General features: G+C 73.2%; 21 protein-coding genes and 1 pseudogene. 11 read left to right on the forward strand and 11 right to left on the reverse strand.

Annotated features, from left to right (window positions below):
• Nucleotides 1-9: 9 nt before the first annotated feature.
• Nucleotides 10-2475: a discoidin domain-containing protein gene (locus tag ACFV04_RS00415; protein WP_380337512.1), complete on the reverse strand. Its 2466-nt coding sequence runs from the start codon at nucleotides 2473-2475 to the stop codon at nucleotides 10-12.
• 260 nt (nucleotides 2476-2735) lie between these two features.
• Nucleotides 2736-3848 (reverse strand): LacI family DNA-binding transcriptional regulator, encoded by a 1113-nt coding sequence (locus tag ACFV04_RS00420; protein WP_380337515.1) that lies wholly within the window; start codon nucleotides 3846-3848, stop codon nucleotides 2736-2738.
• A gap of 256 nt (nucleotides 3849-4104) precedes the next feature.
• Between ACFV04_RS00420 and ACFV04_RS00425 the strand changes: the two genes are divergently transcribed.
• The 7 genes from ACFV04_RS00425 (at nucleotide 4105) to manA (ending at nucleotide 14242) form a co-directional block, all read left to right on the forward strand.
• A complete protein-coding gene (locus ACFV04_RS00425) occupies nucleotides 4105-5394 on the forward strand; it encodes an ABC transporter substrate-binding protein (RefSeq protein ID WP_380337518.1) in 1290 nt (429 codons plus the stop codon).
• Between the two features lie 112 nt (nucleotides 5395-5506).
• Nucleotides 5507-6379 (forward strand): sugar ABC transporter permease, encoded by an 873-nt coding sequence (locus ACFV04_RS00430; RefSeq protein WP_360251971.1) that lies wholly within the window; start codon nucleotides 5507-5509, stop codon nucleotides 6377-6379.
• Between the two features lie 4 nt (nucleotides 6380-6383).
• A complete protein-coding gene (locus tag ACFV04_RS00435) occupies nucleotides 6384-7328 on the forward strand; it encodes a carbohydrate ABC transporter permease (protein WP_380337522.1) in 945 nt (314 codons plus the stop codon).
• 41 nt (nucleotides 7329-7369) lie between these two features.
• Nucleotides 7370-8626 carry a glycosyl hydrolase gene (locus tag ACFV04_RS00440; RefSeq protein WP_380337525.1) on the forward strand — a complete coding sequence of 419 codons (1257 nt, stop codon included), beginning with the start codon at nucleotides 7370-7372 and terminating at the stop codon, nucleotides 8624-8626.
• A gap of 120 nt (nucleotides 8627-8746) precedes the next feature.
• Nucleotides 8747-11788 (forward strand): alpha-mannosidase, encoded by a 3042-nt coding sequence (locus tag ACFV04_RS00445; protein WP_380525800.1) that lies wholly within the window; start codon nucleotides 8747-8749, stop codon nucleotides 11786-11788.
• A gap of 143 nt (nucleotides 11789-11931) precedes the next feature.
• Nucleotides 11932-12864, forward strand: coding sequence for an ROK family protein (locus ACFV04_RS00450; protein WP_380525802.1), 933 nt, complete (start codon nucleotides 11932-11934; stop codon nucleotides 12862-12864).
• Between the two features lie 19 nt (nucleotides 12865-12883).
• Entirely contained in the window at nucleotides 12884-14242 is a 1359-nt protein-coding gene (gene manA / locus ACFV04_RS00455; RefSeq protein ID WP_380525804.1) for a mannose-6-phosphate isomerase, class I, read from the forward strand.
• 39 nt (nucleotides 14243-14281) lie between these two features.
• Here manA and ACFV04_RS00460 read toward each other — a convergent pair whose 3' ends face one another.
• From ACFV04_RS00460 to ACFV04_RS00490, 7 genes are all read right to left on the reverse strand, one after another.
• A complete protein-coding gene (locus ACFV04_RS00460; protein WP_380337536.1) occupies nucleotides 14282-14677 on the reverse strand; it encodes a DUF2267 domain-containing protein in 396 nt (131 codons plus the stop codon).
• Nucleotides 14678-14998: 321 nt separating this feature from the next.
• Entirely contained in the window at nucleotides 14999-15553 is a 555-nt protein-coding gene (locus ACFV04_RS00465; protein ID WP_380337539.1) for an acyl-CoA thioesterase, read from the reverse strand.
• Nucleotides 15550-15861 carry a hypothetical protein gene (locus ACFV04_RS00470; RefSeq protein WP_380337542.1) on the reverse strand — a complete coding sequence of 104 codons (312 nt, stop codon included), beginning with the start codon at nucleotides 15859-15861 and terminating at the stop codon, nucleotides 15550-15552. Before ACFV04_RS00470 ends, ACFV04_RS00465 begins: the two co-directional genes overlap by 4 nt.
• 264 nt (nucleotides 15862-16125) lie before the next feature.
• The gene (locus ACFV04_RS00475) at nucleotides 16126-17085 is read right to left on the reverse strand and encodes a DUF6528 family protein (protein ID WP_380525916.1); all 960 of its coding nucleotides are present in this window, start codon (nucleotides 17083-17085) and stop codon (nucleotides 16126-16128) included.
• A 177-nt stretch (nucleotides 17086-17262) separates the two neighbouring features.
• Nucleotides 17263-18651: an NAD(P)/FAD-dependent oxidoreductase gene (locus tag ACFV04_RS00480; protein WP_380525807.1), complete on the reverse strand. Its 1389-nt coding sequence runs from the start codon at nucleotides 18649-18651 to the stop codon at nucleotides 17263-17265.
• Between the two features lie 106 nt (nucleotides 18652-18757).
• Complete coding sequence (locus tag ACFV04_RS00485; protein ID WP_380525809.1) at nucleotides 18758-19249, reverse strand: flavoprotein; 492 nt, start codon at nucleotides 19247-19249, stop codon at nucleotides 18758-18760.
• A 15-nt stretch (nucleotides 19250-19264) separates the two neighbouring features.
• A complete protein-coding gene (locus ACFV04_RS00490) occupies nucleotides 19265-19753 on the reverse strand; it encodes an ATP-binding protein (RefSeq protein ID WP_380525811.1) in 489 nt (162 codons plus the stop codon).
• 173 nt (nucleotides 19754-19926) lie between these two features.
• Here ACFV04_RS00490 and ACFV04_RS00495 point away from each other — a divergent pair, with 173 nt between their 5' ends.
• From ACFV04_RS00495 to ACFV04_RS00505, 3 genes and pseudogenes are all read left to right on the forward strand, one after another.
• Nucleotides 19927-20391 carry a hypothetical protein gene (locus tag ACFV04_RS00495; RefSeq protein ID WP_380525813.1) on the forward strand — a complete coding sequence of 155 codons (465 nt, stop codon included), beginning with the start codon at nucleotides 19927-19929 and terminating at the stop codon, nucleotides 20389-20391.
• Nucleotides 20388-20885, forward strand: a pseudogene (locus tag ACFV04_RS00500) (NUDIX domain-containing protein); the annotation flags it as partial. The gene ACFV04_RS00495 and the pseudogene ACFV04_RS00500, both read left to right, overlap by 4 nt.
• Before the next feature lie 48 nt (nucleotides 20886-20933).
• The gene (locus tag ACFV04_RS00505) at nucleotides 20934-21290 is read left to right on the forward strand and encodes a hypothetical protein (protein WP_380337555.1); all 357 of its coding nucleotides are present in this window, start codon (nucleotides 20934-20936) and stop codon (nucleotides 21288-21290) included.
• 35 nt (nucleotides 21291-21325) lie between these two features.
• Here the strand turns inward: ACFV04_RS00505 and ACFV04_RS00510 are convergent, their stop codons facing one another.
• Nucleotides 21326-23563, reverse strand: coding sequence for an FUSC family protein (locus tag ACFV04_RS00510; RefSeq protein ID WP_380525815.1), 2238 nt, complete (start codon nucleotides 23561-23563; stop codon nucleotides 21326-21328).
• Nucleotides 23564-23819: 256 nt separating this feature from the next.
• On the opposite strand from ACFV04_RS00510, the gene ACFV04_RS00515 reads away from it, so the two are divergent.
• A complete protein-coding gene (locus tag ACFV04_RS00515; protein WP_380525817.1) occupies nucleotides 23820-25043 on the forward strand; it encodes a GNAT family N-acetyltransferase in 1224 nt (407 codons plus the stop codon).
• Between the two features lie 160 nt (nucleotides 25044-25203).
• Here the strand turns inward: ACFV04_RS00515 and ACFV04_RS00520 are convergent, their stop codons facing one another.
• Nucleotides 25204-25944, reverse strand: coding sequence for a hypothetical protein (locus ACFV04_RS00520; protein ID WP_380337564.1), 741 nt, complete (start codon nucleotides 25942-25944; stop codon nucleotides 25204-25206).
• Nucleotides 25945-26274 lie beyond the last annotated feature (330 nt).

The raw sequence follows: 26274 nt of genomic DNA on the forward strand, positions 1-26274 counted from the left end.
GGGCGGGCGCTACGCGCCCCAGGCCTCGAACTCGTAGATGCGGGCGGCCGGGTCGGTGGTCTGGGTGGGTTTGGTGACCACCAGGCGGACGTAGCGGGCGGTCGTGCTCACCGGGTGGGTGGTGGTGCCGGACGTGTTGCCGGCGACGTCGGCGACCGTCGTCCAGGGGTCGGTGGTGGTGGACCGGACCTGGATGGAGAAGTCGCGGGTGTTGTACGAGGAGTTCTCGCCGCCCGCCGCGGCGTGCTTGACCACGAACCTGGACAGCTGCTTCGCCGAACCGAGGTCCACCTCAAGCCACTTGGCGGAGCTCAGGGTGCACCACTTGTCGCCGTTGCCGCCGCTGACGCTGCCGTTGACGGCCTTGGCCGGGCCCTCGTCGGCGTTGCACCGGCCGGAGGCGGTGGCCGGGCGGTTCAGCGCCAGGTTGGTCGAGGTCGGCGGGGTGCTGCTCCAACTCACGCTCGTGGACGCGGCGCCGGACCGGCCGAAGGTGGTGGACACCGCCTCGACGTCCAACGTGGTGGCGCTCTCGCCGCCGGCCCGGTCGAGGCGTCCGACGAAGTACGCGTCGTTGGGCGTCGCACCGAGGAAGGTCCGGCTGCCGTCCGCGTTGCGCCGGTACACCTCGTAGTGGTGGACGTTGCCGCCGGGCGCCGCCGTCCAGGACAGCCGCAGCGACTGCGCGATGCCCGGCGTCACGTCGCTCGCGCCGAGCACGGTGAGCCCGGACGGCGCCGCCGGCTTCTCCACCGCTCCGTCGTAGAGCGCGAGTTGGCCGACCCGCAGGTCGTACGAGGGGTCGGAGCCCTCGACCCGCAGCGCCAGCTGGGCGATGGTGCGGCCCGCGTACGGAGAGAGGTCGAGGGTGTGGCGCTCCCACCCGGTGCCGGCGTCGGCGCCGACGTCGATCGTGGTGAAGCTGTTCGGCGCGTCGGTGAAGGCGATGGCGGCCTTGAGCTTGGTGGGCCCGGCCGCCGGGGTCTTGACCACCAGGTCGAGCTTGGTGGTCGCCGCGACCGGCAGCCTGGTCTGGTACAGCCGGACGGTGTTGGCGGCGTCGAGGGTGCCGGTCAGTCGGAGCGAGGATCCGCCCTGGTAGGCGTCGGTGAAGTCGACGGAGGGGGTGAGCCTGCTGCCGGCCGAGTCGACCACCCAGCGGTAGGTGGGCGGCACGTCCTGGAGCGAGAGGTTGTTCCAGCCGCCGGTGGCGACCCGGGTGCCGCCCGCGTTGTAGAAGTCGCCCTGCCCGGTGTCGAAGGTGGTGCTGAAGGGCTTGGCGGTGATCGGCGAGGATTCGGCCACGTAGCCGGCCAGGCCGGGCCAGCTCGCCGAGGTGTCGATCCGGGAGGGGTCGCCGGCGGCGCCGACCCAGTAGCGGGAGTCCTTGGCGTAGAAGTCGGCGCGGTCGGTGGCCGACTTCCAGGTCCACTCGGGGCGGTAGAGGCCGAGCGAGGTGGTGTGCGGCTTGCCGGCCGGGAAGAGGGTGTTCCAGTCCACCCCGGTGTTGTAGCCGTTGGCCTCGGTGTCGATGCCGGAGTAGAGGTCGTACTCGTTGCGGCCGAGCTGCCGGGCCAGGCTCCGGGAGGAGTCCAGGCCGCTCGCCGACCAGTCGAAGTTCAGGAACATCGAGTCCGAAGTACGCTTCGAACCGTCCTGGAGGAAGGGCGAGTTGGCGGAGGTGAGGGCGTTCTGCCAGTTCACGGCGCCGGAGGTGGTCATCGCGTCGTACCACATGAACTCGGTGCCGCTCTGCGCCTTGGTGTACTGCATCAGGTTGCGCAGCTCGCCGGCGAGGGCCGAATCGCCGCCGCCGGTCTCCTGGTTGATGAACCAGCCGTCGAAGCCGTAGTACTGCGCGGCCTGCACGAGCTTGTCGGCAACGGGGTAGCGGCTGCCGGACTTCTGGACGAAGTCGCGCACCCACTGGAGCTGGCCGCCGTACGCGCCGGGCGGGAAGAAGACGGTGCCGTAGACCTTGACGCCGTTGCGGTGGGCCGCGTCGATGACGGTCGGGTTGGGGGCGAGGATCAGGCCCTCGCCGGCCGATCCGCCCCAGAACACCAGCTTGTCGACGTACTGCCAGTAGCCGAAGGCGTAGTAGTCGGTGCCGGCGGAGCCCTGCGAAGGGTTGTCGGACGTGGGGCCGAAGGAGACCAGCGAGGCGATCTTCCCTTCGCCGGCACGGGCGTTGGGGTTGGCCTTGAGCGCCGGGTCGCTGGTGCGCGGCTGCAGCGGGACGCGGGAGCGGTTGAAGCGGGCGTCCGGGTCGGTGGCCGGGTCCCAGGTCAGGATGCTGTTGGGGTACCAGTACGAGGCGAAGGGCTGGTTGCCATGGCCGGCGGCTGCGGGTGCCGCCACCGGACCGGCGGCGGGCCCTGCGACGGGTCTCGGCCCGGCCCAGGCCGAGGGGGTGGAGGTCAGTGCGGCCGTCGCGAGGACGGCGCTGAGCAGCAGGGGGAGGCGTCGTGACATGCGGTGGCTCCGATCGAGCGGAGTGGGTGGGGGCGGGCCCCGTCTCGTACGGGGGTCCGGGTGCATGCGGGCGGTGCCGGTGCTGGTGCTGGTGCCGGAACGAGTCGGTCCGGAACGACTGGGTCCGGGCCGGGTGCGTCCGGACCGGGCGTGGGTCGTCGCTCCTCGCCGCTGCGGCGGTTCCTCGACGTACGGGCACAACGGGAGCCGGACGGAGAGCGGCGGAGCGCGCCGAGCGGGGGCCGCTCGGCGCTGCGAGGCTAAACCGGTTCAGAACCGCTGTCAACGACTCGCGCAGCAACCACCCCGAGGGGTGAGCCGGCGCCGGAGCGGACGGCGGAATCCGCCGGCCCGGGCACGCCGGGCGGCGAGGTGGACTCCCGCACGGTGAGCCGCGGCGTGGGCATCTGCAGGTCCCGCCCGGGCCCTGCCCCGTCCAGGGCCTCCAGCAGGCTGCGGGCGACCTGCTCGCCGAGCGCGAACGTGTCCCGGCTGAGCGCGGTCAGCGGCGGGTGGACGATCCGGGCGAGCACCGAGTCGTCGAAGGAGACGATGGACAGCTCGCCGGGCACCGCGACGCCCATCTCCCCCGCCACGCCGAGCCCGGCGACGGCCATCACGTCGCTGTCGTACACGATCGCGGTCGGCCGCCCGGCCCGGGAGAGCAGGGTGCGGGTGGCGGCCGCGCCCTCGGCGTCGCTGAAGTCGGTGGGCACCGACACGGCCTCCTCCAGGCCGAGCCGGCGCGAGGCGTCGCGCAGCGCGCGGATCCGCCGCTGGGTGTGCTGGAAGTGCGGCAGCCCGGCGAGGTGGGCGATCCGGCGGTGCCCGATGGCGGCCAGGTAGTCGACGATCGAGAGCATGGCCTCCCGGTCGTCGGCCCAGATCCGCAGCTGGTTGCCGCCCTTGCCGGGCCCGCCCAGCACGACGGCGGGCAGCCCGAGTTCGTCCAGCACCGGCAGCCGCGGGTCCTTGACCTGGAGGTCGACCACGATGAAGCCGTCGACCCGGTGCTCGGAGGCCCAGCGGCGGTAGACCTCCGTCTCGGCGGCGGTGTCCTCGACCACCATCAGGTGCAGCGCGACGGAGCTGGCCGAGAGCACCGCCTGCAGTCCGGAGAGCAGCTGGCTGAAGAACGGCTCGACGCCGATGGTCCTGGCCGGGCGGGCGATCACCAGGCCGACGGCGTCGGCCCGGGCACCGCCGAGGGCGCGCGCGGCGCTGTGCGGCCGCCAGTTCATCTCCTCCGCGACCCGCAGGATCCGGTCCCTGGTCGCCTCGCTCACGCCCGGCCGGCCGTTGAGCGCGAAGGACACCGCGCCCTTGGAGACACCGGCCTGGCGGGCGATGTCGGCGATCGTCGGTCTGCCCACAGAACCCGAACTCCTCTCTTGACATCCAAGTTTAGGCGGGAGCATAGTCCCTGCCATAGCTAGACCGGTTTAGTTGATTAGCCAGTTAGCCAGGTTCCGGAAGCCGGCACAACCCCCGTCGACATCGATCACTCCGAAACCCCGAAACCCCGGGACTCCGGGGGCCCAGGACTCCCAGGTCCTGCGGCCTCCGGGGCCACGAGAACCCCCGAGCTCAGCACGATCCCCCACCCACCCCCAGGACCGGGAGACCCTCATGCGAAGAATCTGGGCGGCACTGACGACAACGGCCTTCACCGCCGCCGCACTCACCGGCTGCGGCCTCGGCTCCGGCGACACCAAGGACAGCGACAGCGTGGCGAGTGCGGCCGCCACCGGCCAGGTCAAGGGCAAGGTCTCCCTGCAGACCTGGGCGCTCAAGCCGAAGTTCACCGACTACGTGCAGGGCGTCATCGACGGCTTCAAGAAGAAGTACCCCGGCGTCGAGGTCGAGTGGCTCGACCAGCCCGGCGAGGGCTACTCCGACAAGGTGCTCAGCCAGGCCGCCGCCGGCACCCTGCCCGACGTGGTCAACCTCCCGCCCGACTTCGCCCTCCCGCTCGCGAAGAAGGACCTCCTGCTGGACGTCGCCAAGGCCGACCCGAAGCTGGCCGACGAGTACGTCGCCGGCGGCGTCGAGGCCTACCGCTTCACCGGCTTCCAGGGCACCTTCGGCTACCCCTGGTACCTCAACACCGATGTGAACTACTGGAGTTCGGAACTCCTCACGAAGAACGGACTGGACCCGAAGAAGCCCCCGGCCACCCTGGACGAACTCATCGCCCAGGCCCGGGTGATGAAGGAGAAGTCCGGCGGCCAGACCTACCTGATGAGCCGCAAGCCCGGCCTCGGCGACCTCTACAACGCCGGCGTGAAGCTCATGTCCGACGACGGCAAGTCCTTCACCTTCAACACCCCCGAGGCCGCCGCGCTGCTCGACAAGTACCGCGACGCCTTCAAGGAGGGCCTGCTCCCCAAGGACGTCCTCAGCAACACCTACGCCGGCAACACCAAGCTGTTCAACGCCGGCACCGCCGCCTGGACCACCTCCGGCGCCAACTACATCACCAGTCTCGCCACCGACAACCCGACGCTCGCCCCGAAGGTCGTGCCCTCCCCCGCGCTGGCCACCCCGCCGATGTACGTCCAGGGGCTGTCCATCCCGAAGAGCACCAAGAACCCGGCCGCCGCGGTCGCCCTCGCCCGCTGGGTCACCAACGCCGAGAACCAGGCCGCCTTCGCCCACCTGACCAGCATCTTCCCGTCCACCAAAGCCTCCGCCGACGACCCGTTCTTCAGCAAGAGCGACGGCACCAACGCGGGCGACGCCAAGGTGATCGCGTTCACCTCGCTGGCCAAGGCCAAGCTCATCCAACCCGTGCAGGTCGACGACGCGATGAGCACGATCATCAACCAGCAGATCGCGCTGGCCATCAGCGGCGACGCGAGCTCCAAGCAGGCGCTGGACACCGCCGTGGAACAGTGCAACAAGCTGCTCAAGGGCTGACCTCGGCACGAGTGTCCGCCGAACCCGGTACCGGCGACGCGGCGGGGTCCCCCACACCCGCCGCTCCCGGGAATGACCCGCACCACCCCCCAGGCCCCAGGAAGGCAACCGCATGACCCACCGGCGCTGGTTCACCCCCTGGCTGCTCGCCGGGCCCGCGATCGTCTGGCTGGCCGTCTTCAACCTCTGGCCGGCCGTCAACACGGTGATCCTGTCGTTCACCAATGCCAAGCCGCTGGGCGGCGGACAGTTCACCGGCCTGGAGAACTACGGCCGCCTGCTGGACGACGAGCAGCTCGCCGACGCCCTGCTCAACAGCATCGTCTTCATGCTGGTCTGCCTGCCCCTGCTGACCGTCCTACCGCTGCTGCTCGCGCTCCTCGTCCAGCGCAGGATCCCCGGCATCACCTTCTTCCGCACCGCCTTCTACACCCCGGTGATCGCCTCCGCCGTCGTGGTGGCGCTGATCTGGGGCTGGGTGCTGGACGACCGCGGCCTGGCCAACGGCCTGCTCCGGCAGAGCGGGCTGACCGACTCCCCGGTCTCCTTCCTGACCGACCGCTGGCTGCTGCTGTTCAGCGCGATCGCCCTGACCGTCTGGAAGGGCCTCGGCTACTACATGGTCATCTACCTGTCCGCCCTCGCCAACGTCCCGCGCGAACTGCACGAGGCCGCGGCGGTCGACGGCGCCGGGCCGCTGAGCCGGTTCTGGCACGTCACCCTGCCCGGGGTGCGGCCGACCATGGTCCTGATCTCCGCGCTGATCTCGGTGAGCTCGCTGCGCGTGTTCTCCGAGCTGTACGTGCTCTCCAACGGCCAGGGCGGCCCCGGGGGGCGCGACATGTCGGTGGTGATGCTGATCCAGATGTACAGCCGCGGCTTCAACGGCCACCTCGGCTACGCGTCGGCGCTCAGCCTGCTGCTGTTCGTCGTCACCCTCGGCCCGATGCTGTTCCTGATGCGCCTGAACCGGAAGGCGGCCTGAACCCGTGACCACCAGCCCGCCGAAGACCGCCGGGGCCGGCAACGACCCCCAGGACGCCCGGGGCGCCCGGAACACCCGGGGCGCCCGGACCAGCACGGCCTCCCGGGGCTCCCGGGGCTTCAACACCCCCTCCCCCGGCCGGACGGCCGCCCGCTACCTGCTCCTGGTGCTCGTCCTGCTCCTGGTCATCGGTCCCTTCCTGTGGCAACTGTCCACCTCCCTCAAGGGCCCGGCCGAGGACGTCTACACCCGCACCCCGGTCTTCCTGCCCGACCAGCCCACCCTCGGCAACTACGGCAAGGTCGCCGACACCATCCCGGTGTGGACCTACGCGTTCAACTCGGTGATCGTCGCCGCGGTCTGCATCACCGGCAACGTGGTCGGCTGCACCCTGGCCGGCTACGCCCTCGCCCGGCTGCGCTTCCGCGGCGCCCGGCTCGTCCTCGGCCTCTTCCTCGCCACGCTCGTCCTCCCCGGCGAGGTCACCATCGTCTCCCAGTACGTGCTGGTGCGCGGCCTCGGCCTGGCCGACACCCTGGCCGGCGTCGCCCTGCCGGGCTCGATCGCCATGCTGAACGTGCTGCTGATGCGCACCGCCTTCGCCACCGTCCCGGTCGAACTGGACCAGGCCGCGCTGGTGGACGGTGCCACCGTGTGGCAGCGGCTGTGGCACATCGGCCTGCCGAACGTGCGCGGCATGATCAGCGTGATCGTCATCTTCACCTTCATCGGTGCCTGGGACGACTTCCTCTGGCCGCTGATCGTGCTCAACGACCCGCAGAAGTACACCCTCACCGTCGGGCTGCAGTACCTCAACGGCACCTTCTCCGCCAACCCCCGGCTGATCGCCGCCGGCACCATGATCGCCTTCCTGCCGATCGTCGTGGTGTTCGGCATCTGCCAGCGCTTCTTCTTCAAGGGCGTCGAGGAGGGAGCCGTCAAGGGCTAGCCCACCGTCCGTACGCCCCACCGAGTCGAGGAAGCTCTCCGATGACCACCGCCCCCCGTTTCGGCGTCAACTACACCCCCAGCGTCGGCTGGTTCCACCACTGGCTCGACTTCGACCTCGACGCCGTGCGCGCCGACTTCGACTCCATCGCCGCCCTCGGCCTGGACCACGTGCGGGTCTTCCCGCTCTGGCCGCTGTTCCAGCCCAACCGCGCCCTGGTCCGCCCGCGCGCCGTCGAGCAGCTGACGGCCCTGGTCGACGCGGCCGGCGAGCGCGGGCTGGACGTCGCCGTGGACGGCCTGCAGGGCCACCTGTCGAGCTTCGACTTCCTGCCCTCCTGGACCCGCACCTGGCACCGGCGCAACCTCTTCACCGACCCCGAGGTCATCGACGGCCAGGCCGCCTACCTGCGCACCCTCGCCGGGGCGCTGCGCGAGCGGCCCAACTTCCTCGGGATGACGCTCGGCAACGAGATCAACCAGTTCTCCGGCGACCCTCACCCCGACCCGGACCGGGCCACCCCCGACGAGGCCGGGGCCTGGCTCCGCCGGATGCTCGAAGCCTGCGAGCAGGGCGCCCCCGGCCGCCTCCACCTGCACGCCTCCTACGACGCCGCCTGGTACCTGGACGAGCACCCCTTCACGCCCTGGCACTCGGCCCGGATCGGCGCCGCCACCGCCGTGCACTCCTGGGTGTTCAACGGCACCGCCCAGCGCTACGGCGCCCACTCCACCGCCACCGCGCAGCACGCCGCCTACCTGGTCGAGCTGTCCAAGGCCTGGGCGGACGACCCGGCCCGCCCGGTCTGGCTGCAGGAGGTCGGCGCGCCCGCCCCGCACATCGCCCCCGAGGACGCGGCCCGCTTCACCGGCGCCACCGTCGAGGCGGTGCTGGACTGCCCGGACCTGTGGGGCGTGACCTGGTGGTGCTCGCACGACGTGGACCGCTCGCTCGCCGACTTCCCCGAACTGGAGTACAGCCTCGGCCTGTTGACCACCGACCGGAGGGTCAAGCCGGCCGGCGCCCGGCTCGCCGAGGCGGCCGCCGAGGCCCGCCGCTCCTGGCAGCCGCCGAAGCCGCGCAGCACCGCCGTGGTCGTCGCCACCGGCGACGAGACCACCTCCCCGAAGCGCTCGGTCTGCGGCCCCGGCGGCGCGGTGTACGAGGCGTTCATGCACCTCGCCGAGGCGGGCGCCCGCCCGACCACGGTGCTCGCCGAACGCGCCGGGGACCGGATGCACCTGGCCGCGCGCGGGATCACCGACGTGGTCCACCCCGACGACGTACGGTCCTCGTAGCCCTTCCGCACCGCGTACGCCCGGGGCTCAGCCGAACCCCGCACGCCCGAACCCACACACCCGAAGCTCAGCCGCACCCCTCAGCCCGCACCCCTCAGCCACCCAACGGAGCCCGCTGACATGCACGATGACCGCACCCTGGTGGAGTCCCGCCTCAAGCGCGTCCTGGACGAGCGCATCCGCCCGGCCGTCTACCCCGAGTCCGTCCCGCTGGAGGTCGGCATCTGGACGGCGCCCGGCGAGCCCGTCCCGGTGGCCGAGGGCCTGGCCGCGCCCCGCACCCCGATCGCGGTCGGTGACGCCTGGGGCGCGCCCTGGGGAACCAGTTGGATCACCGTGACCGGTACGGTGCCCGAGGCCTGGGCCGGCCGCACCGTCGAGGCGCTGATCGACCTGGGTTTCGACGCCAACATGCCCGGCTTCCAGTGCGAGGGCCTGGTCTACCGCCCGGACGGCACCCCGGTGAAGGGCCTCAACCCGCAGAACCAGTGGGTGCGGATCGCCTCCCCGGCAGCCGGCGGCGAGCAGGTGCTGCTGCACGTCGAGGCCGCCGCCAACCCGGTCATCCTGGACTACCACCCCTTCCTGCCGACCGAGTTGGGTGACAAGGAGACGGCCGGCGACCGGCCGCAGTACAAGCTGGCCCGGATGGACCTCGCCGTCTTCGACGAGACGGTCTGGCAGCTGGTGCTGGACCTGGAGGTGCTCGGCGAGCTGATGGCCGAGCTGCCGGTGGAGGGCGCCCGCCGCTGGGAGCTGCTGCGCGCGATCGAACGGGCGCTCGACGCGGTCGACCTGCAGGACGTCAACGGCACCGCCGCGCGGGCCCGTTCGGAGCTGGCCGGGGTGCTGGCCGCACCCGCGGTGCCGTCCGCGCACCGGATCAGCGCGATCGGCCACGCGCACATCGACTCGGCGTGGCTGTGGCCGCTGCGCGAGACCGTCCGCAAGGTGGCCCGCACCACCGCCAACATGACCGCGCTGCTGGAGGACGAGCCGGACTTCCTCTACACCATGTCCCAGGCCCAGCAGTTCGCCTGGATCAAGGAGCACCGCCCCGAGGTGTACGCCCGGGTCCGCAAGGCGGTGGCCGAGGGCCGGTTCGTCCCGGCTGGCGGCATGTGGGTCGAGTCCGACACCAACATGCCGAGCTCGGAGGCGATGGCCCGGCAGTTCGTGCACGGCAAGCGGTTCTTCCTGGACGAGTTCGGGGTGGAGAACCACGAGGCCTGGCTGCCGGACACCTTCGGCTTCACCGGCGGCCTGCCCCAGATCATCCGCAACGCGGGCTCCAAGTGGCTGCTGACGCAGAAGATCTCGTGGAGCCAGGTGAACAGGTTCCCGCACCACACCTTCCTGTGGGAGGGCATCGACGGCACCCGGATCTTCACCCACTTCCCGCCCGTGGACACCTACAACTGCTCCATGAAGGGCAGCGAGATCGCCCACGCGGCACGGAACTTCAAGGACAAGGGGGTGGCCCGGCACTCGCTCGCCCCGACCGGCTGGGGCGACGGCGGCGGCGGCACGACCCGCGAGATGGTCGCCAAGGCCGCCCGGATGAAGGACCTGGAGGGCTCGGCCACCGTCCGCTGGGAGAAGCCCGCTGACTTCTTCGCCAAGGCCGAGGCCGAGTACCCGGACCCGCCGGTCTGGGTCGGCGAGCTCTACCTGGAGCTGCACCGGGCCACCCTGACCAGCCAGGCGAAGACCAAGCAGGGCAACCGGCGCAGCGAGAACCTGCTCCGCGAGGCCGAACTCTGGTGCACCACCGCCACGTTGCGCACCGGCGCGGCCTACCCGTACGAGCAGCTGGACCGGATCTGGAAGACCGTGCTGCTGCACCAGTTCCACGACATCCTGCCCGGCTCGTCCATCGCCTGGGTGCACCGCGAGGCCGAGGCCACGTACGCGGCACTGGCCGGGGAGCTGGAGGAGCTGATCGGAGCGGCCCAGCGGGCCCTCGCCGGGGACGCCGCGGGCGGGCGCGAGCTGGTGTTCAACGGGGCGCCGCACCCCCGCTCGGCGGTGCCCGCGGGCGGGGCCGCGCCGGCCGCGGCGAACGGTGCGCCCTGCACGGCGGTCGAGCGGCCCGGGGGCGGCTACACGCTGCACAACGGCCTGCTGGAGGTCGCGGTGGACGCGGACGGCCTGATCGCCTCCGTGGTCGAGGTCGCGAGCGGCCGGGAGACCGTCGCCCCCGGCAGCCGTGCCAACCTGCTGCAGCTGCACCCGGACTTCCCCAACATGTGGGACGCCTGGGACGTCGACCAGTTCTACCGCAACACCGTCACCGACCTGACCGGCGTGGACTCGCTCACCGCCACGACCGGCGCCGAGCAGGCCTCGGTGCGGATCGCCCGCTCCTTCGGCTCCTCCACCGTGGTGCAGACGCTCACCCTGCGGGCCGGCGAGCAGCGCGTCGACATCGACACCGAGGTCGACTGGCACGAGACCGAGAAGTTCCTCAAGACCGCGTTCCCGCTGGACGTCCACACCGACCGCTACGCCGCCGAGACCCAGTTCGGCCACCTCTACCGCCCCACCCACACCAACACCAGCTGGGACGCCGCCAAGTTCGAGGCCTGCAACCACCGCTTCGTCCACCTCGACGAACCCGGCTGGGGCGTCGCCCTGGTCACCGCCTCCACCTACGGCCACGACGTCACCCGCACGGTGCGCGACACCGACGGCGGCACCACCACCACGGTCCGCTTCTCGCTGCTGCGCGCCCCGCGTTTCCCCGACCCCAAGACCGACCAGGGCGTGCACCGCTTCCGGCACGCCCTCGTCCCGGGCGCGGCGATCGGCGACGCCGTCCGCGAGGGCTACCGGATCGGCCTGCCCGAGCGGCGGGTCACCGGCAGCGCCGAGCGGGTCGCGCCGCTGGTGGAGCTCGACCACGACGCGCTCGTGGTGAGCGCCATCAAGCTCGCCGACGACCGCAGCGGGGACCTGATCGTCCGCGTCTACGAGGCGGGCGGCGGCCGCGTCCGGGGCCAGCTGACCACCTCCTTCGCGCTGGCCGACGCCGTCCCCTGCGACCTGCTGGAGCGGCCCTGGGACGGCACCCGCGGCGAGGTGACGGTGGAGGACGGCGCGGTGCGCCTCGCACTGCGTCCGTTCGAGCTGGTCACCCTGCGGCTGCGGGCCGCCGGCTAGCCGACCAGGGATCCCAGGCCCTGGCACTGGCCCTGGCACTGGTCCCGTTCCCCGTCCGCGCCGGACGGCTGCTCTACGCTGTGCGGCGCCCCGACCCTCACCGGGCGGGGCGCCGCGCCCCCTGAGACCTCCTGGAGCCCGCCGTGCCTTCCACCCCGCTGTTCGCCGCCCTCGACATCGGCGGCACCAAGATCGCCGGAGCGCTGGTCGACGGCGCCGGACGGCTGCGGCACCGGCTCCAGCTGCCCACCCCGGCGACCGAACCGGGCGCGGCCGTGCTCGCCGTCGTCCACAAGGTGCTGGACCAGCTCTCCGGCACGACCGACTGGGCCACCGTGACGGCCGTCGGGATCGGCAGCGCCGGCCCGGTCGACCTCGCCGACGGCACCGTCAGCCCGGTCAACATCCGCGGCTGGCGCGACTTCCCGCTGGTCGCCGAGGTCGCCGCGCACCCGGCCGTGGCCGCCCGCGCACTGCCCGTCCGCCTGGCCGGGGACGGAGTCGCGATGGCCGCCGCCGAACACTGGCAGGGCGCGGCCCGGGGAGCCACCGACGCACTCTGCCTGGTGGTGTCGACCGGCGTCGGCGCCGGGCTGGTGCTCGACGGCGCGGTGCGGCCCGGCCCCAGCGGCAACGCCGGCCACCTCGGCCACATCACCGTCGACCTGGACGGCGAGCCCTGCCCGTGCGGCTCCCGCGGCTGCCTGGAAGGCCTCGCCAGCGGCACCGCCATCGCCCGCCGCGCGCTCGCCGACGGCTGGCGGCCCGACGGCGAGGACCGCTCGGCCCGCGCCGTCGCCGCCTCCGCCGCCGCGGGCGACCCGGTCGCGCTCGCCTCCTTCGACCGCGCCGCCCAGGCCCTGGCCGCCGGCATCGCCGCCACGGCCGCCCTGGTCGACCTCGACCGGGTCGTCGTCGGCGGCGGCGTCGCCACCGCCGGGGACGTGCTGTTCGCCCCGCTCGCCCGGCACCTGGACCGCTACGCCGCCCTCTCCTACATCCGCGGCCTCGACCTGCGCCGCGCCGAACTCGGCACCGACGCCGGGCTGATCGGCGCGGCCGCGCTCTGCCGCTGAGCCACCCCGGAGCACCCGCATGCCGCCCTTCGTCCTGCTGCACAACCCGGTCCGCCGGTACGCCTGGGGCTCGCCCACCGCCATCCCCGCGCTCACCGGCACCGAGCCGGACGGCACCCCGCAAGCCGAGCTGTGGATGGGCGCACACCCGTCGGCGCCGTCGTCCGTCCCCGGCCCCGACGGCCCGCGGCGGCTGGACGAGCTGATCGACGCCGACCCGGCGGGCCTGCTCGGTCCGGACACCGTCCGGCGGTTCGGCGCGGAGCTGCCGTTCCTGTTCAAGGTGTTGGCCGCCGACCGGGCGCTCTCCCTGCAGGTCCACCCGACCCGTGCCCAGGCCGAGGCCGGGTACGCGGCGGAGGACGCTCGGGGAGTCCCGTCGGACGCGCCGGAGCGGGTGTTCAGGGACCGCGGACACAAGCCGGAACTCCTCTGCGCACTGGGCGACTTCGAAGCGCTGTGCGGCTTCCGCCCGGCCGCCGACGCGGCCGGGCTGCTGGAACTGCTCGACGTGCCCCTGCTGGCGCCGTGGGCGGCGGCGCTGCGCTCACGGCCCGCCGCCGAGGTGCTGCCGGCGCTGCTGCGGAGCGCGCTCGCCACCGACCGTCCCTCTCCGGCCGAACTGTCCCTCGTGGAACGGGCGTTGGACCGCGCCGCGGGCGCCGGAGGCCGGTACGCGCAGGCCTGTGCCGCCTACGCCCGCGCCGCCGGCCAGTACCCGGGCGACCCCGGACTGATCGCGGCGCTGCTGCTCAACCACGTCCGGCTCACCGCCGGGCAGGCGCTGTACCTGGACGCCGGGGTGCCGCACGCCTATCTGCGGGGCCTCGGGGTGGAGTTGATGGCCAACTCGGACAACGTGCTGCGCTGCGGACTCACCCCGAAGCACGTCGACGTCGACGGCCTGCTCGCGATCACGTCCTTCCGGCCCGGCGTGCCCGACGTGCTCACCCCGCACCCGATCGACGGCATCGCGGGCGCCGGTACCGACGGGGGCACCGGCCCCGAGACCGACATCGAGGCCGACGCCGATGTCTGCCCCGACGTCTGCCCCGACGTCTGCCCCGATGAGGAATTCCCCTCCCCCGCCGAGGAGTTCCGGCTCTCCCGGCCGCGTCCCGGCGCCACCCCGGCCCGGATCGACCTCCCCACCCCGCAGATCCTGCTCTGCGTGTCGGGGCACGCCCGGCTGCACGCTTCGGACGGGGCCGAACTCGTACTCCCCGCCGGGGCGTCCGCCTACCTGCGCCCGGGCGCCGGACCGGTCGGACTGACCGGCCCGGGCGCGGAGCTGTTCCGGGCCACCACCGGACGGCCGCCCATCTCCCGACGCGGCCGGCCGGACCGCCCGGCAACGCCGGACCGAACCGTCCGGTAGCGGCGGACCGCACCGTCCGGTCGCCGCGGACCGCACCGCTCAAGCCGACGCGGGATGCCCGAACAGCAGGTCGTAGCCGTCCGGGAGCTGCTCGACCACCCGGTCGATCAGCTCGGCGGGAACCTGGTCGGACATCGTGCTGAGCACCGCCCCGATGTCCCACTGCGCCGTCGCGGGGGTCGCCCCGTCGATCCAGCCGACCACGCCCTGGACGAAGCGCTCGGCGGTCAGCGGTTCGGCCGCGGGCTCGGCGTCGCGCAGCAGTGAGGCGTACGTCGCAGGCAGTGCCCCGGCGAGCTCGATCCGCGCCGACCCCACCAGGTGCTCGCCGAGCAGGGCGAGCACGATCCGCGTGGCATGGTCCGCCTCCGCCTCCCCCCGGTACTCACCGCGTTCCACGACGCGGGCGAGAAAGTCCTCCCAGGAGATGGTCATCGCGTCCTCCTTCCGGTCGGCGGGATCCGGCAGGACCGACGGCGCTCTGCGCCCGGGTCGGGGGAGGTGACTCGCAACCCGTGATCACCGTGGGAGGTACCGGTGCCCGTGGTGCTCAGCGTAACCCGGCCCGGCGCTCCGGGAACCGGCCCGCTGTCATCGGGTCCGGCCGGGCGCCGGGAATCCGGCCCGGCGGATCGACGCCGTTGTCGATCGCGCCGTCGGCCCGGGGCTCCGTCCCGGAGGTGAGCATCGGCCGGGCGCCGGTCGAACCGACCTGGCGCCGCGCGGCGAGCCCCGGCCCCGCCCGTCCGCCCGGTCTCAGCCGGCCGAGGCGCGGCACCGCCGACGCGGCCGGCGCGCGGACGGGACCCCGCTGCCCGTGGCCCCCGGCGACACCCGCTGCGCCGGCGTCGTCGCCGTCGCGGTGGCCAGGGCGCCCTCGGCGCGCGCCGCGTCCGGCATAAACGCCGCGAGAAAGCGCCGCTCGTTCGGGCTCAGGGTGCGCGAGCGACCGGATTCGCGGTCCCGCGCGACCACCACGGTCCGCGCCCGCATAAAGGTGAGCAGGTCGCGGCAGACATTCACCTCGACATGTGCGGAACTCCGCCCGAGACGTTCCACGGTGAGTCTCACGGACAATGGCTCGGGGCGGTGGTGCAACTGCTCCAGATAATCGATCTCATGCCGCGCGATAATGAATCCGGACGGGAACAGCGATTCCCGGACGGCGGTCGCGTGGTGGCAGAAAAGGTCGTAAATCCCCTCCTGGATGTAGCCGACCAGCCGGGCGTTGTTGATGTGCCCGTTCTCGTCGACGTCGCTCCACCGGGTGGGGCAGGCCAGGACGTGCGCGCCCAGGTGCACCGCGCTCACTGCTGCGTCAGCCCGGCACCGGCGGTGGCGGGGAGCAGCGCACGCTGCAACCTGGCGTAGTACGCGGAGTGTTCGGCCGCCATCCGGGCCGCGGTCCACCCCTCCTCGGCGGCCTCCGCAGCCGCCTGGACGACCAGACTGTCGAGCACCGCGTCGACGGATCGGCACAACTCGGCGACGGCCGCGAGGCGCTCGGTCACGTCGGATCCGCCGGGGGCGTTCCGGGACGGGAACGCGGCCAGCGAGTCCATCGCGAGCTGCAGGTCGTCAAGCGTTTCCGGCAGGTTTTCCGAAGGGGAATTCCGCATGTTTTTCTCCAGGACTCAATCGGCCTTTACGGCCCGGTAACCAGCGTTCGAATACACCGGATCGGTGTCGACCCCCCGACGCCTTCGACGCTATCCCAGTCGACGGGGGTCGGCAGATGGTTTTCGGACCGCGACGGGAAACTGACTTCCATCGGAGTAGTTTGCCGGGGTACACAATATGCCCCGTCAGCCGAACGCTGTCCGCAATTCGGGTGGTATCGCCGACTCGACGCCCAAGATCAACTAGCCGGCGCCGCGGATCTGCTAGTGGCTCCACCACCGCGCCTTGTACAGGTGCGTCCCCCGCAGCACGCGGACCCCCTCCGGCCGGTGCAGGGAGATCACCGAGGTACACCAGTCGCACGCACCGGTGTGCTCGGGGGCCGCGGTGAGCAGACGACCGGTCCGGCCCGGCTCGTCACCGACGCTCTTCACGTCCCGCTCGTCGGCCGGAGCGGCCAGGTGGACCGGGGCGAAACGGTCGGCCGAGGAGTCGTAGCTCCACAGCCCCGCCGACGTGCTCACCCAGAACCGCCCGGGAGCCCCGACCACGGGCGCCAGGTCATGGCCACCGGCACCGGGCAGCGGGGTGCTCCGGACAGCCGTGAGGGTGGGTGCGGCCGCCGTACCAGCGACCCGCAACGCGACCAGCACGGAATCGCCGAGCACCCGCAGCAGACCGCTCCGCCCGTCCCACTGCACACCGTGCGCGCCGGCCAGCGGGAACTCCGCGAACGCGGCGGCACGCCGGCCCTGCGAGGCCGCGTACAGCCGGACCCAGCCGCCCGCGCTCGCCACCACGGCGACATTGCCGTCCGGCAGCAGCTCGATGCTGTGAGGATTGACGGCCGGGCCCAGGTCCGCCGCCCAGTGGACCCGGCCGGTGGCCGTGTCCACCACGGCGGCCAGCCCGCCCGAGGCCGTCGTCAGCAGGTAGCGGCGGCCCTCCCGGATCCGGCTCTTCACCTCGTCCGGGTTCGTCCAACTCCGGGCCGGGGCCAGGTCCGCCAACTCCGGCTCCCGGTCCGCACTCCAGCCCCAGACCACCGGCAACCGGTCCGGCCCCCGGTAGGCCATCAGCTCCTCGGCGCTCTGCAGCACCAGCACCCGGCGGGACTCCTGGTCCACGACGGCGACCTGCCCACCCGGCCACCGCGCCTGCGCACGGACCGCGGGCGCGCACACCAGCAGGGCGAGGCACAGCGCCGACAGCGTTCTCCGCATCACGCCCCCACCGTCCGCGCAGCGGACCGGATCCGCTGGACGGCACGTCCGAACGGCCGTCAGCCGGGCGGCCACCGGGCAGGCCCCAGCAGCCACCGCCCCGGGCCGCGACGGCTCGCGGCCGGGCCCCGGCGGCTGACCGGCGGGACCGACGACGGGCGAGCGGGCCTCCGGCGGCTACCGGCCGGACACCAGGTCCGCGACCCGGGCGATCGGCGAGGTCGTCACCCGCCCGCCCGCCTCCTGCCGGTCGGCGGCGTGGTAGGCGGCGTACATCGCGTGCACGCCCAGCCAGCGCAGCGGCTCCGGCTCCCAACGCCGCACCGTGTGCCCCACCCAGGGCAGCCCGGTGAGCTCGGTGTCCCGGCCCAGCACCAGGTCGCGCAGGGTCCGCCCGGCCAGGTTGGTCGTCGTCACCCCACTGCCCACGTACCCGCCCGCCCAGCCGAGCCCGGTCACCCGGTCCAGCTCCACCGTGGCGCACCAGTCCCGGGGCACCCCGAGCACACCCGCCCAGGCGTGGTCGATCCGGGCCTGCGCGGCGGCCGGGAAGAAGCGGTTCAGGATCGCGCGGAGCCCGCGCACCGTCTCCGCCTGGGTGGAGCCGTCCGAATCCGTCCGCGAGCCGAACCGGTACGGGACACCGCGACCGCCGAGCGCGATCCGGTCGTCGGCGGTGCGCTGCGCGTACATGTAGGCGTGCGCGAAGTCACCCAGCACCTCCCGGCCCTGCCAGCCCGTCTCCGCCCAGAAGTCGGCGGGCAGCGGCTCCGTCGCGACCATCGCCGAGTTCATCGGCAGCCAGGTACGCCGCTCCCCGCGCAGCCCCGCCGTGAAACCCTCGGTGGCGCGCAGCACGTGATCCGCGGTGACGGTGCCCGACCCGGTGACGGCCCGCGGCTTCCGGTAGGCACTCCCGGGCAGGATCGCGGTCACCGCCGACCCCTCGTACACCTCCACCCCGAGGTCCCGCACCACCCGCGTCAGACCGCGCACGAGCTTCGCCGGCTGGATGCGCGCGCCGAACGGGGACCACGAACCGCCGAGGGCGCCGGCGACATCGACCCGCTCGCCGGCCTCCTTGGCGCTCAGCAGCTCCACGCGGCCCTCCCCGTAGCCGCGCTCACCCTCGACGAAGGCCCTCAGACGCTCCAACTGCGGCTTGCTGCGTGCGACTTCGAGCACGCCACCGCGGACGATGTCCGCCTCGATGCCCTCCGCCGCAGCCACCTCGACCACCTCCCCGACGGCGTCGTCCATCACCCGCTGCATCGCCGCCGCCCGCTGCTGCCCGTACCGCTTCGCGAACGCGCCGCGTCCCGCGAAACCGTTGTACAGCCAGCCGCCGTTGCGCCCGGAGGCGCCGTAGCCGCAGAACCGCTGCTCCAGCAGGGCGATCCGCAAGGACGGGTCCGCCTTCTTCAGGTAGTAGGCCGACCAGAGGCCGGTGTACCCGCCACCGACGACGCACACGTCGACATCCCGGTCCCCCGGCAGCCCGGGGCCGGGCTCCGGCACACCGTCCGCCGCGTACCAGAACGACACCCCGCCGTTGACCGCCGCCACCGGAACCTCCCACACCCTCGCTGACCTGCCCGGACGCTACCTCGGCCCGGCCGACGCCAACCACCCCTCACACTGCCAGGATCACCGCGCCGGGCCAGCCACCCTGTCAGTCCCGCAACAGCTCCAGGGCCCGCGTCCAGTCGTAGGAGCCCGGCACGAAGTCCGCCACCCGCACCCCCATCCGCCGCAGCTTCGCCAGGCTCTCCTCGTACGCGGGGTGAGCCGCCTGCGCGGCGCTCAGACACGGCTGAACGGCTACCGGAACGCCCCAGCCGAACGACTCGCAGAGAATGCCGAGCACGAGCGTGTCCGAGATGCCCAGGACCCACTTGTTGATCGTGTTGAAGGTGGCCGGCGACACCACGATCGCGTCCGGATCCGGCAGCGGCCGCGGATCCCCCGGCTTGCGCCAGGCGGAACGGATCGGATACCCCGTCTGCGCCACGACCGCGTCCTGATCGATGAACCCCATCGCGGTGGGCGTCGCGACCACCCCCACGTCCCACCCACCGGCCTGAGCCGCCGCGATCAACTCCCCCACCCCACCCGCCACCCCCGCCGCACACACCACGACGTACAGCACCGGCTTCGCCGCCATCCCTGACACTCCCTCTCATCCTCGCCGCCCCACCACGAGATCGGCATGCACCACCTTCCCAAACGCCTCCACCGCCGCACCCCAACGCCCCTTCGTCAGCTCGTGGACCAACGCCAACCCCCGGTGCCCCTCCTCGTCCTCCCCCGCCACCATCACCACCGGCACCACCGGCACCACCGGCACCACCCGCGACCCGTCCCGCACCGCCACCCGCACCGTCCGGTCCGTGATCCGACGGATCGTGACGGTCATCTTCGTCAGGCACCCGGTCTTGACCGCGTTCGTCACCAACTCGCTGACGATCAACTCGGCGGAATCGATCAGCTCCGACAACTCCCACTCGCTCAACTTCTCCCGCACCAGCCGCCGGGCCACAGAAGCCGAGTCGGCGCGGTACGGCAGCATCGCGGTGGCCGGCCGGGGATGCCGGACCTTCTCCTCCACAGGCGACAGCTGCAGGTGACAGTCAGTCTTCGCACGCTTCGCCAGGACGGGTTGCTTCATCGCGGACCACTCCTCAGTGATGTCGACGGCCCGGACGCTCAAGACCGAGCGGTTCGCACCAACCCAAACCGCGGCCGATCCGCTCAGGGGACTCCGATCCGGTGACTCCGAGTTGGAGTCGGCACACTCTCCGTGGCCGTAGGATCGGACTCGACACTCCAAGGAGGCGAACAGTGGACGGTCACCCGGACCCTCGGCAGGTCATTGCGAGCCTCCTCGACGACCAGCGCTTCCTGACAGCTTGCGCGGCCCGCGACATGGGCACCGTGTTCCGACTCCTGAACTCCCGTGGCGTCAGCACTCGCCGTTTGGCCGCAGCCGCCGACATCACCCAGGGTCGGCTCTACGACTACCTGAACGGCGAGACCCGTGTGAGTCGGATCGCACTTGCCCGCACCCACATCCAGTGCGGCGATCTCGACGCCGCGGTCTCGGTCGGCACCGACCTGCTCGCCACCAGCCCCACCCTCGGATCCGTACGGGTCGTCAACCAGCTCGATGATCTGGCCGAACTCCTCGGCAGGTACTGCGACTACAGCCCCGTACAGGAATACCTGGCACGATTCGACGAAGCGAGCCGGACCCGCGTGCTCCTGCTCGCCGACATCATCCCGGAACCGCGGGGAGGTTCATCGTGAGGCCCGTACCCATCGACGCCCAAGCCCGGAACGCCTACCTCGCCGAGGGCAACGCGAAGCAGGCCCGCAAGCGGGTCTCGGCCGACGTGATCCTGCGCGACGAGCGCGGCCGCGTCCTCACCGTCAACCCGACCTACAAGGACGGCTGGGACCTGCCCGGTGGAATGGCCGAGGCCGACGAACCGCCCGACCGGGCCGCCGTCCGCGAGCTGCACGAAGAGCTCGGCCTCGCCATCACCGTCCGCGGCCTGCTCGTCGTGGACTGGGTGGCACCGCACGGGCCTTGGGATGACCAGCTCGCCTTCATCTTCGACGCCGGCACCCTCTCCCCCGCCCTCGCAGCGGCACTCCGCCCGCACGACGACGAACTCTCCGAAGCCCTCTTCCTTCCGGTCCCCGAAACCGCAGCACGCCTCGGTGCGCGGCACCGCAGCCGCTTCCAGGCCGCTCTCGGCGCGCTCGACGACGGGCGCGTGCGGTATCTGCAGGACGGTGTGGAGTCACGGCAGTTCCGAGCATCCAACCGATCAGAGGACCACGACATGACCGAGGACGGCCGGATCTTCCGGGAGGCGTGGATCGCCGGGGTGCGCAAGCACTTCCCCGGCGAGCCGAAGCCCGGCTACGTCGCCCCCTGGGACGACACCCCCGCGTGGGAACGGGCCTGCGCCGCAGCGGTGTTCGGGCAGGTCCGCGACTTCGTCGCGGTCAGCGCGGGCAGCACCGCGAAGCTCACCCGGGAGCAGAAGGGCCGGTTCGTCGCGATCTGCTGGATCGCCCAGATCCACAAGCACGTCGACGCTCCCAAACCCGCCTACGTCGCCGACTGGGACGACCTCCCCGAGTGGCAGCAGGAGACCGACGCCGACATCTTCGAGGCCGTCGAACGCCAGGTCTGAACGGCGTCTCCCGGCCCGGCCGACTGTGAGCGCGGTCAGCCGGGCGGGGGCGGCCGGTCGTCGTGGATCTGTTGGAGGTCGTCGAGCAGCCCGGTGAGCCAGACCGCGACGTCGACCGCGTGCAGCGGGATCCGCCGGTCGCCCCGGGGTTCGGCCGCGCGGTCGAGTTCGGCGGTCAGTGCCGCGCGGGCCCGGGTGAGGGCGGGGTGTGCGGTGCCTGCCGGTTCGCGGGCGCGGAGGGCCGTCGCCTGGCGGCGGAAGGCGGCCGTGACGTCGTCGGCGTGGCGCAGCAGCGCCTTCGCGTCGTCCGGGTGGGTCGCCGCGGTGCCGGGCGGGACGCGGGCCAGGAGCAGTTCGGCGCCGCGGACGGTGTGTTGTCCGGTGAGGAGGGCCGCCTGCCAGTTGGGCCCGTCCTCGGCCGGGTCGTGCCGTTCGCTGCGGTACTGGGCGTACATCGCTTCGGTGAGCAGGGCGGAGCGGCGGGCCCGGTGCAGGGCGTCGGCGGCCGGGCCGGTGCCGGTCACCACGACGACCGTCTCCCGGAGGGCTTCGGCGCTGTCGTCCAGCATTCCGGCGGCGCGGCGCCGCAGGTCCTGGCCGCCGCCGCGCGGCCAGGCGCAGAGGCCTGCCAGGATGCCGATCGTCGCGCCGGCGGCCACGTTGACCAGTCGCGCTTCGGCGAGCCGCCAGCCGGCGGGTGCCAGTTGGGTGAAGACGAGGGCGACCACGACGGTGAACAGTCCCTGGCCCCAGGCCGGACCGAACGCCGGTCCGGCGCTGAAGGCGATCAGCATCATCGGCGGCAGCGCGAGGGCGTAGACCAGCGGGCGTTCGCCCACTCCCAGCAGCAGGGCGGCGGTGGCGGCGGCGCCGACGGTCGTGCCGATGAGTGCGGGGCGCAGCGTCATCCGGGTGTCGGCGGCGCTGGTGCGCATCAGGGTGAGGGTGGCGAGCAGGACCCAGAAGCCGTGCGAGAGGTCGAGGGTGCCGGCGATCAGCCGGGCCGCGCCGAGGGCGAGCGCGGTGCGCAGCGCGTTCTGGAAGGCGACCGAGTGGGGTGTGAGGTTGGCCCGGAACCGGCGCCACCACAGCAGCGGGGCGGGGTCGTAGGCGTACCAGAACGGCCCGGGCCGTTGGTCGGCGGGTGTCTCGTCGGGTGGCAGGGCGGCGTGGCGGCTGACCCTGGCGGCGCGGACGGCGAAGCGGGCGCCTTCGGCGGCGTCCAGGGCGGCGGTGCCGAGCACCGGGCGGGCGCGGTGGGTGGGGCCCTCGGGTGCCCGGCCGTCGGGTTCCGAGCCGTCGGCCCCGCCGGCGACCCCGTGGGCCGCCCGGTCCGCGGCGCGGCCGGTGTCGAAGGCCGTGAGTTCCCGGTCGACCTGCCCGGTCTCGGGGACGGGCCCGGTGCGGAGCACCCCGGCGGCGGCCGCGCGCAGGGCCCGTGCGGTGGCGGCGGTGAGCCGTGCCGCGGCGGGGTGGGGCCGGGCCCGGGCGAGCAGCAGGACGCGGTGCACCTGCGGGCCGGTGTAGCGCAGGGCGACCGCGCAGTGGGTGAGGGCCCGGTCGACGGCGCCGGCCGAGGCGGGCCGTTCCATCAGGGGGACGCGGCTGAAGCGCAGCGCGTCGAGGCGGGTGCGGCACCGGTCGGCGGCGTCGGTGACGGCCCCGGTGGGCGCGGCGCGGCCGGCGCAGGCGTCGGCGGCGAGGTCCGCCAGGTCGGCCAGGGCCGCGGCGGCGCGGGACAGTCTGCTCCGGTAGTCCGGCGGCGCGGGCTCGGGCCACAGCAGCAGTTCCGCGGCGGCGAGCAGCAGCAGGCCGGCGGTGACGCCGAGCAGGCGTTGCGGGAGGGTGTCGGGGCTGTAGGGCGGGAAGCACGGGAGGATGTAGAGCAGTTGCAGCCCGGTGGCCAGGCCCATCAGCCGGGGGCCGCCGACGGTGCCGTAGGACACCGCGAAGCCGACGCCGACCATGCCGAGGGCCGCCGCCCAGTCGCGCACGGCGAGGAGGGTGCCGAGGCAGACGAGGCCCCAGGCGACCGGCAGTGTCCACAGGATCGTCCGGGCCCGGGCCCGGGCGGCGCCCTCGACCCGGGCGAGGGCACCGAGGGCGACGGCCGCGAACAGCGCGTAGGTGGCCGACACCGGGCGGTGCAGGCCGTAGCGGAAGGTGTAGAACCCCGCGCACGCGGCCAGGGTGACCCGGACGGCGCGGTGGACGACCGCGGCGTCGGGGCGCGTGCGGCGCGGCTGCTCCGCCCGCCCTCGCGATCGGCGCATCGCACCTCGCTCCCATGGGTGTGCCGCCCCGGCGGGGCGGGGCCGCCGCCGGGCTCGGGCGTGGGGACTCCTTCACGGTAGGACGACATCGGGCCGTCCCGCAGCGGGGACGGCTGCGCCGGGGCGTCCGGGCCTCCGCGGCGGTGACGAGCCCGGCCGCCCCGGCGGTAAATCGTTTGACCCCGGACCGTGACGACGGTGCACTGTGCCGGGGCACCGCAGGGGGCGGTGCCGTGGCCTGGAGGCAGCGGCAGCAATGCAGATCCGTTCCACGACCGACCGGGACCTCAAGGTCTTCGTCGACACGATCCACGCCGCGTTCGCGCGCTTCCCGGAGACTCCGGCCGAGGACGGCAGCGGGGTGTTCTGGTCGGCGTTCGAGATGGACCGCGCCCTGCTGGCCGTCTCGCCGGAGGGGAAGCCCGTGGGCACCGCCGGCGCGTACTCCTTCGAACTCACCCTGCCCGGCGGGGCCGCCGTCCCGGTCGCCGGGGTCACGGCGGTGGGTGTCCTGCCGACGCACCGGCGCCGGGGTGTGCTGACGGCGATGATGCGGCATCAGCTCGCGGAGGTGCGGGAGCGGGGGGAGTTCCTCTCCGTGCTGCTGGCGTCGGAGGCTTCGATCTACGGCCGGTTCGGCTACGGGCCGGCGACGTACACGCGGCGGCTGACGGTGCCGCGCCACCGGGCGGCGCTGGCCGCCCCCCGGGCGCGGGGTGCGGCGGAGGCGTTCGCGGCGGGTTCGGTCGAGGTTCTGCGGCGGGCCGAGTGCGGTGAGCTCCTGGAGGAGGTCTACGACCGGTACCGCCGGGTGCAGCCGGGTGCGTTGTCGCGGCCGCACCGCTGGTGGGCTTCGGGTGCGGGGCAGCCGCCGGTCGCTCCGGCGCCGCGGTACGTCGCCGTGCACCGGGACGCGGACGGTGTCCCGGACGGGTACGCCAGCTACTGGCTGGACGCGCCGGACATCTTGACGGTGGACGAGACGGTCGCCGTCGACGACGCCGTGTTCACGGCCCTCGCCGGGTTCCTGCTCGGCCACGACCTGGTGTCGGAGGTCGTGTTCAAGCACCTCCCGACGGAGCATCCGCTGCGCTGGCAGCTGGTGGACTTCAACGCCGGTCAGCTGAGCAAGAGCACTGACTGGCTCTGGGTGCGGATCCTGGACGTTCCGCGGGCACTGACCGCGCGCGGCTGGTCCGTCGACGGTGAGCTCGTGCTCGACGTCGACGACCCGTTCCTCGGCGAGCGGGGCCGCTACCTGCTGACCGTGCGGGGCGGCGAGGCCGACTGCGTCACGACGGACCGGGAGCCCGATCTGTCGTTGGACGTACGGGACTTGGGCTCGGTGTACCTGGGCGGGACGGCTCCGAGCACGCTGGTGCGCGCCGGCCACGTGCTGGCGCACCGGCCGGGCGCCGCGGCGCTCGCCGACGCCCTCTTCGGTGCCGAGCGTCCCCCGCACTGCCTGCACTGGTTCTGATCCGGCGCGGCCGCACCGGCCCCCGCCCACGGATGGACGGGGGCCACGACGGGGACTCCTGGTCCGCCGTCAGCGGGCGCCGGGGAGGGGCTCACGCGTCGGCCGGGGAAGGGCTCACGCGAGCGCCGGGGAGGGACTCACAAGCGGGCCGGGGAAGGGCTCACGCGTGGGCGCTGATCTGGCCGCCGGCGGAGAGCACGATGTAGACGCCGTTGGCGGAAACGCCGACGTCGTGCCCGTTCGTCTCCAGCGTGCCGTTCACCGCGTTGTCGAGGCCGAGGATGTCGGCGCGGTACTTGAGTTCGCCGCTCTTGGTGACCTTGACCGTCCAGTCGCCCGCGACCTTGAAGGTGCCGGGGCCCTGGTGTCCGCCGCCCATCCAGGCGTGGACCGTGCCGTCGAGCGAGAGCACGATGAACATGTCGTTGGCGTCGAGTCCGGCGTCGGTGTCCTTGGCGTCCAGGGTGGCGAGGACGTCACCGTTGTTGACGATCTTGGCGACGAAGTGCTGGGGGGCGACTTCCCGGATCTCGGCGGTGCTGCCGTCGGGGAGGGTCTGGGTGCGGGCGCCGGGCGCCGGCTTGCCCGGCGGGGCCGGGGTGGTGGTGGCGCCGGTGCCGGGCTTGGCGGCCGTGGTGCCGTTACCGGGCTTGGCCGGCGGGGCGGCCGGGGTGGTGGGTGCGCCGGACGCCGGGGCCGTGGCGGCCGGTGAGGAGGGGGCGGCCGGGGCGTTGGTGCCGGGGGTTCCGGCCGTGGCGGCCGTGGCGGCGGGGGAGGCCGCGGTCGACGCGCCGGACGTGCTGCTGCAGGCGGTGGCGGCGGGTACCAGCAACGCGACGGTCAGGACGGTGCCGGCGAACGTGCGGGCCGTGGTCGCGCGGCGGGTCGTCTTGAGGGACATGCTGGTTCTCCTGAACTGGGTGCGGGTGAGGACGCGGACGCCGCCCGGTCCGTCTCCCCCGTGGAGGCCGGTGGGTGACGGAGCGGCGTGCACGATCGAAACTAGTCGGGGCAGTCGACGGAATGACGCGTTCCGTGTCACCGGACTGCAACGCTGCGACCCGATCCCGACCGGAGCATCCGTCAGCACCGGCTCCCCGGAGTCCTCGTGGAAGCGGCCGTGCCCGCCCCTCGTACGCTCCCGGGGGCGGGGCCGCGCGGGGAACGGCGCGGGGGTTGGGAGGCGGGGGGTCCCGGCGAAGGGGGGGGGTGGTTGTAGGTTGAGGCCCTA

The organism is Kitasatospora sp. NPDC059599, from assembly GCF_042735125.1.
Lineage (GTDB): Bacteria > Actinomycetota > Actinomycetes > Streptomycetales > Streptomycetaceae > Kitasatospora.

What these genes read in the sequence shown, in the direction of transcription:
- ACFV04_RS00415 (WP_380337512.1), bottom strand. Translation starts at nt 2,475, where the DNA reads ATGTCACGACGCCTCCCCCTGCTGCTCAGCGCCGTCCTCGCGACGGCC.
- ACFV04_RS00425 (WP_380337518.1), top strand. Translation starts at nt 4,105, where the DNA reads ATGCGAAGAATCTGGGCGGCACTGACGACAACGGCCTTCACCGCCGCC.
- ACFV04_RS00430 (WP_360251971.1), top strand. Translation starts at nt 5,507, where the DNA reads ATGACCCACCGGCGCTGGTTCACCCCCTGGCTGCTCGCCGGGCCCGCG.
- ACFV04_RS00440 (WP_380337525.1), top strand. Translation starts at nt 7,370, where the DNA reads ATGACCACCGCCCCCCGTTTCGGCGTCAACTACACCCCCAGCGTCGGC.
- ACFV04_RS00445 (WP_380525800.1), top strand. Translation starts at nt 8,747, where the DNA reads ATGCACGATGACCGCACCCTGGTGGAGTCCCGCCTCAAGCGCGTCCTG.
- manA (WP_380525804.1), top strand. Translation starts at nt 12,884, where the DNA reads ATGCCGCCCTTCGTCCTGCTGCACAACCCGGTCCGCCGGTACGCCTGG.
- ACFV04_RS00460 (WP_380337536.1), bottom strand. Translation starts at nt 14,677, where the DNA reads ATGACCATCTCCTGGGAGGACTTTCTCGCCCGCGTCGTGGAACGCGGT.
- ACFV04_RS00470 (WP_380337542.1), bottom strand. Translation starts at nt 15,861, where the DNA reads ATGCGGAATTCCCCTTCGGAAAACCTGCCGGAAACGCTTGACGACCTG.
- ACFV04_RS00475 (WP_380525916.1), bottom strand. Translation starts at nt 17,085, where the DNA reads ATGCGGAGAACGCTGTCGGCGCTGTGCCTCGCCCTGCTGGTGTGCGCG.
- ACFV04_RS00485 (WP_380525809.1), bottom strand. Translation starts at nt 19,249, where the DNA reads ATGGCGGCGAAGCCGGTGCTGTACGTCGTGGTGTGTGCGGCGGGGGTG.
- ACFV04_RS00490 (WP_380525811.1), bottom strand. Translation starts at nt 19,753, where the DNA reads ATGAAGCAACCCGTCCTGGCGAAGCGTGCGAAGACTGACTGTCACCTG.
- ACFV04_RS00505 (WP_380337555.1), top strand. Translation starts at nt 20,934, where the DNA reads ATGACCGAGGACGGCCGGATCTTCCGGGAGGCGTGGATCGCCGGGGTG.
- ACFV04_RS00510 (WP_380525815.1), bottom strand. Translation starts at nt 23,563, where the DNA reads ATGCGCCGATCGCGAGGGCGGGCGGAGCAGCCGCGCCGCACGCGCCCC.
- ACFV04_RS00515 (WP_380525817.1), top strand. Translation starts at nt 23,820, where the DNA reads ATGCAGATCCGTTCCACGACCGACCGGGACCTCAAGGTCTTCGTCGAC.
- ACFV04_RS00520 (WP_380337564.1), bottom strand. Translation starts at nt 25,944, where the DNA reads ATGTCCCTCAAGACGACCCGCCGCGCGACCACGGCCCGCACGTTCGCC.